Raw genomic sequence first — 5,340 nt, forward strand, 5'->3', positions numbered from 1 at the left:
TGCGTGGTATCACGCTCAAGGACGGCGATGCCGTTGTGGCGTTGGCCGTCGGTCACGCCGGTCAGGTGGTGTGCGCCGGCACGTCGCAGGGATACGTGAAGCGCGTGAGCGTCGATGCCATCCCGCTCCAGGGACGTGGCGGGCAGGGGGTGCAGCTGCTCACGGCGGCCGAGAAGGCCGGGGCCGTGGTCGGGTTGGTCACGGCGAGCAGTGACAGTGAGGCCCGGTTCGTCACCGGCAGCGGCGCCACGGTGGAAGTGGACGAAGCGGAGGTGCCGGTGGTGGCGCGGGCGACGCGTGCGGTGCAGCTATCGGCATGGCCGGGTGGCCTCACGGCCGTTGCGTTGGTGGCTACGCCGACCGAATAGCGGCTCGGCGCGACGGCTCATTCCTCTCCATTACGGGTCCGCGCATGTCTCACGAATCTGTGGCGCTCGTGACCGGTGCCTCACGCGGCATCGGTCGCGCCATTGCGCTGCGGCTCGCTGAACAGCATCGGGTGATCGGGGCCGCGCGCGACGAACAGGCGCTGCAGGCGCTCGTGGCCGACATCGAGCAGCGTGGCGGCAGGGCAGAGGCGATGGCGCTCGACGTCGCCGACCCCGCACAGGTGGCCGCTCGTCTCGAGGGACACGCGGTGGATGTGCTCGTACACAATGCCGGCGTGGGGACGATGAAGCCGCTCCTGGACCTCACGCCAGCGGAATGGCAGCGCATGATGGACGTGAACGTGAACGCCCTCTTTCATGTCACGCGGGCCCTACTCCCGGGCATGGTGGCACGTGGGCGTGGCCACATCGTGATCATCGGCTCCATCGCCGGCCGAAGCGCGTTCGTGGGCGGCGCCGGTTATGCCACCACCAAGCATGCCGTCATGGGGTTCGCGGAGAACCTCATGCTGGAAGTGCGAGACGCGGGCGTGAAGGTGAGTGTGGTGAGCCCGGGATCGGTCGCCACCGACTTTTCGGGACGCGCCGAGCCCCGAGCCAGTGCGCAGCTGCTGGCGGATGACGTGGCCGCTGCGGTCATGAGTGTGGTGAATACCCCACCCGAAGTGCTGATGCACCGGGTGGAAGTGCGGATTCTTTCGCCCAAGCGCCCGAGGGGTACCGAATGACCATCACGCGACGGGAGCTGCTGCATCACCTGGGGATTGGCGCCGTGGCCTGCGCAGTGGGTATCCCTCGTACGGCGCTGGCGTTTCGCCACACGATGGCGCGCCCGCGCCCCACGGCGGCGCAACTCGCCTGGCAGCGTGACGAGCTGGCGCTTTTCGTGCACTTCGGCATCAACACCTTTACCGATCGTGAATGGGGCGACGGGACGGAGTCGCCCGCGCTGTTCGATCCCGTGGCACTCGATGCTCGGCAGTGGGCACGCGCCGCCCGCAGCGCGGGGGCGAAGGCTATGATCCTCACGGCGAAGCATCACGACGGGTTCTGCCTGTGGCCCACGGCCACCACGAAACACTCGGTGGCGTCGAGCCCATGGCGGAACGGGAAGGGCGATGTCGTGCGTGAGTTCGTGACGGCGTGCCGGGCCGAGGGGCTCAAGGTCGGGCTGTATTGCTCGCCGTGGGATCGCAATCATCCCGCCTACGGGGATACGCCGCGTTACAACGATGTGTTCATCGCGCAGCTCACCGAATTGTTCACCAACTACGGGGAGCTGAACGAGGTGTGGTTCGACGGTGCGAACGGCGAGGGGCCGAACGGCAAGCGGCAGGTATACGACTGGCCGCGCACGTGGGCGCTGGTGCGCGAACTGCAGCCGAATGCCGTGATCTTCTCCGACGCCGGTCCCGACGTGCGCTGGATCGGCAACGAGCGCGGGGTGGCTGGCGAAACGTGCTGGAGCACCATTCGATCGTCGGCGGTGCCGTACATCGGCGCGAGCGGCGACGACGTGATTACGGCGTTACAGCAGGGGCACGCCGACGGTGACGTGTGGCGACCGGGCGAAACCGATGTGTCCATTCGGCCGGGGTGGTTCTATCATGCGGCCGAGGACAGCGCGGTGCGTTCGGCGGAGAACCTGGTCGATCTGTTCTTTACGAGCGTGGGCCGGAACTCCAAGCTGCTGCTGAATGTCCCGCCCACGCGCAGCGGTCTGCTGCACGAAACCGATGTCGCCCGTCTGGCCGGTATGCGCGCGGCGCTCAACGCGTTGCAGGCGACGCGCATCCCGCTGTCGGCCACGGCACCACGTGCCGTTGGAAAGGCATGGCAGCGCACCTTCACGTTGCCCACGCCGCAACGCGTTACCGCCATCGATCTGGCCGAGCCCATCGAGCGTGGTCAGCACGTGGCGACATGGCGGGTCCGTGCCGACCGTGCCGACGGTCCCGTGCTCGCCTCGGGCACGACCATCGGCAATCGCCAACTCCGCAGAGTGACGGCGGCGGCCACCGTGCGGCGCCTCATCGTCGAGTACGAGGTGCTGGATGAGCCCGTTACCGTGAGCCTTCGCGCGTATCGGGGGTGACGCGGTTGCGCTCCTCCGCTTCGATCCCGATGCGAAGGACGGCAAGCCGCACGTGGCGTACGGGATGATCAAGCAGATCAGTGTGAAGTAGCGGAACCGGCGACCGAACGCTGATAGCCGATAGCTGAAAGCCGAAAACTCCCCCGCATCTCGAGAGAGGCCGGGGGAGTTTTCAGTCTTCCGCCATCAGTCTTCAGTCTTCCGAGGTCGGCAACAATGCTCAGCGCGACAGAAACAGCCACACGGCACTACCGATGCCGATGAACGAGACGGCGCCCCGGACCCACGCCTGCGGGACCTTCTGTGCGAGCCCGGACATCGCGTATCCGCCGACGCTCGAGCCTATGGCCATGACGAGCGCGATGGGCCAGTTCACGAGCCCCTTCACGGCGAACGTCGCTGCGGCGATGCCGTTGAAACAGATGCCATTGAAGTTCTTGAGGCCATTCATGCGATGGATGTTGGTCATCCCCATGAGGCCGAACGCCGCCAGCATCACGATGCCTGCACCGGCGCCGAAGTAGCCGCCGTAGATCGCCACAACGTATTGGCCCAGCATCATGCCGCGCGTGGGCTCCGTCGGCGTGGGACCATGTGGGACCTCGTCGATGTAATGGCGCAGCCACTTCATCACCCGCCCCTGAAAGGCGAACAGCAGCGTGGCACCGAACACCAGCCACGGCACGATTGCCCGGAACTGCTCGTCGCTCGTGGCCATCAGCAGGGCGGCACCTGTCAGTCCGCCAAGAAAACTCGGAATCGCAAGCTTCACCGCCCATTTCTCGGCGCCCTGCAACTCGCGCCGATAGCCCATCATGCTGGCAAACGAGCCGGGCCACAGCGCCACGGTACTGGTGGCATTGGCCGCGACCGGCGTCACCCCGAGCCCCAGCAGCGCCGGGAAGGTGAGCAGCGTCCCGCCGCCCGCGATGGCATTCACCGCACCGCTGATCGCGGACACGGCGGCGATGGCCGACAGCTGGGACAGAGAAGGCTGCGCGAGAAGCATCCCCAAAGGATCAGCTGCCTCGCGCCGTGAGGGCGAGACACACCCAGCCGGCGATGAAACACACGCCACCCAGCGGGGTGATGGCGCCAAGCGCGCGGATCCCGGTGAACGTCATGGCGTAGAGGGAGCCCGAGAAGAGCAGCGTGCCGGCCACGAAGAGCCACCCAGCTGCCGTGCTCAGGGTGCCGGGCGTGCGGCCCGCAATCCACGCCACCGCCAGCAGCGCCAGCGCGTGGTACATCTGATACCGCGCACCGGTCTCGAACACTTCGAGGAGTCTCGGTTCGACCCGTGCGCGCAGCGCGTGCGCCCCGAACGCGCCAGCGGCGACGGAGATGCCCCCCGAGAGGGCACCGATCATGAGAAAAAGTCGGTCCATTGTTGGAATCTAGTCTGCCAGGACGGTCCGCCTAGGGTGACAGCCGGCGTGGTGAGCCGGCTTGGGCTATCGGCACCCGCGAGCATGGCGTACCGTTGAAGGTTCGTACCCCTTTACGCGGAGTCTGCATGACCCCAGATCACCTTCGCCGCGCCGCATACACCCTGGCGCTCGCCCTCGGTGCGGCCAGCGCGTCAGCGGTGCCCGTGTCGGCGCAGGGCGCACCCGGTGGCCCAGGCGCCAACGCCGGCCTGCCGCTCAAGGCGGCCCGTACGCACACCTTCACGACCACGAAAGGCACGTGGATGAGCGTTGACGTCTCGCCCGACGGATCGACACTCGTCTTCGACCTGCTCGGCGACCTCTACACGCTACCCGTCGCCGGTGGTAAGGCCACGCGCCTGACGAGCGGCATGGCCTACGATGCGCAGCCGCGATTCTCCCCCGACGGCAAGTCGGTGGTGTTCGTGTCCGACCGCTCCGGCGGCGACAACTTGTGGACGCTGTCGCTCGCTGACCGCGACAGTACGCAGATCACGAAGGGCAACAACAACCTGTACGTGTCGCCGGAGTACACGCCCGACGGCAAGTACATCGTGGCCTCCCGCTCCGGTGGCCTTGGTGGTACCGCGAAACTGTGGATGTACCACGTCGATGGTGGTAACGGCGTGCCCCTCAGCACGCAGCCCGCTGCGGCGCCCAGCGTGAAGCAAATGGGGGCGGCCTTCGGCAATGATCCGCGCTACATGTGGTTCGCCACGCGGCAGGGCGACTGGCAGTACAACAGCATCGGTCCCCAGTACCAGCTCGCCGTATGGGATCGCGAATCCGGTCGCATCTCGCAGATGAGCACGCGGTACGGGTCCGGCGCGCGTCCGGCGCTGTCGCCCGACGGCAAGTGGCTCGTGTACGCCACGCGCTTCGAGACCAAGACCGGGCTGGTGCTGCGCAACCTGAATACGCAGCAGGAAGAGTGGCTCGCGTTCCCCGTGCAGCGTGACGATATGGAATCGCGGGCGCCGCTCGACGCGTATCCGGGATACTCGTTCACGCCTGACTCCAAGGCCATCGTCGTGACCTACGGCGGTGAACTGTGGCGGGTGCCGGTGGACAAAACGGCGCCCAGCAAGATTCCCTTCGAAGCCGAGGTGAAGCTCGAACTCGGCCCGGAAGTGAAGTTCGCGTACAAGGTGGACACGGCGCCCTCGTTCACCGCGCGCCAGATCCGCGACGTACAGCCGTCGCCCGATGGCAAGTCGCTCGCCTTCACCGCGCTCGATCGCGTGTACGTCATGGCGTTCGCCGACATGAAGCCCGCCCGCGTCTCCAGCGCGGCCATGGGCGAATTCAGCCCCGTCTGGTCGCCAGACGGCAAGTCGCTCGCGTACGTGACGTGGGAAGACGCGCGCGGTGGGCAGATCATGCGCGCTGATCGCGATACGAAGGGCGTGTGGCGCACGCGGGCCCT

The 5,340-nt window shown here is 67.0% G+C and carries 5 protein-coding genes and 1 pseudogene; 4 read left to right on the forward strand and 2 right to left on the reverse strand.

Annotated features, from left to right (window positions below; translation table 11 throughout):
- From ACIQ6O_RS12320 to ACIQ6O_RS12330, 3 genes are all read left to right on the forward strand, one after another.
- A partial coding sequence (locus ACIQ6O_RS12320; protein WP_396208089.1) for a DNA gyrase C-terminal beta-propeller domain-containing protein occupies positions 1-368 on the forward strand: 368 nt, incomplete at its 5' end.
- 44 nt (positions 369-412) lie between these two features.
- The gene (locus ACIQ6O_RS12325) at positions 413-1,117 is read left to right on the forward strand and encodes an SDR family oxidoreductase (RefSeq protein ID WP_396208090.1); all 705 of its coding nucleotides are present in this window, start codon (positions 413-415) and stop codon (positions 1,115-1,117) included.
- Complete coding sequence (locus ACIQ6O_RS12330; RefSeq protein WP_396208091.1) at positions 1,114-2,484, forward strand: alpha-L-fucosidase; 1,371 nt, start codon at positions 1,114-1,116, stop codon at positions 2,482-2,484. Before ACIQ6O_RS12325 ends, ACIQ6O_RS12330 begins: the two co-directional genes overlap by 4 nt.
- A 220-nt stretch (positions 2,485-2,704) precedes the next feature.
- On the opposite strand, the gene ACIQ6O_RS12335 is transcribed toward ACIQ6O_RS12330, so the two are convergent.
- Together ACIQ6O_RS12335 and ACIQ6O_RS12340 are read right to left on the reverse strand one after the other, a co-directional pair.
- A complete protein-coding gene (locus tag ACIQ6O_RS12335; protein ID WP_396208092.1) occupies positions 2,705-3,493 on the reverse strand; it encodes a sulfite exporter TauE/SafE family protein in 789 nt (262 codons plus the stop codon).
- A 10-nt stretch (positions 3,494-3,503) separates the two neighbouring features.
- On the reverse strand, positions 3,504-3,872 hold the full coding sequence (locus tag ACIQ6O_RS12340) for a DUF423 domain-containing protein (protein WP_396208093.1): 369 nt from the start codon (positions 3,870-3,872) through the stop codon (positions 3,504-3,506).
- Positions 3,873-4,000: 128 nt separating this feature from the next.
- Here ACIQ6O_RS12340 and ACIQ6O_RS12345 point away from each other — a divergent pair.
- Positions 4,001-5,340, forward strand: a pseudogene (locus ACIQ6O_RS12345) (amidohydrolase); the annotation flags it as partial.

Origin of the sequence: Gemmatimonas sp. (assembly GCF_044345575.1) — a bacterium.
In the GTDB taxonomy this organism is placed as follows: Bacteria; Gemmatimonadota; Gemmatimonadetes; order Gemmatimonadales; family Gemmatimonadaceae; genus Gemmatimonas.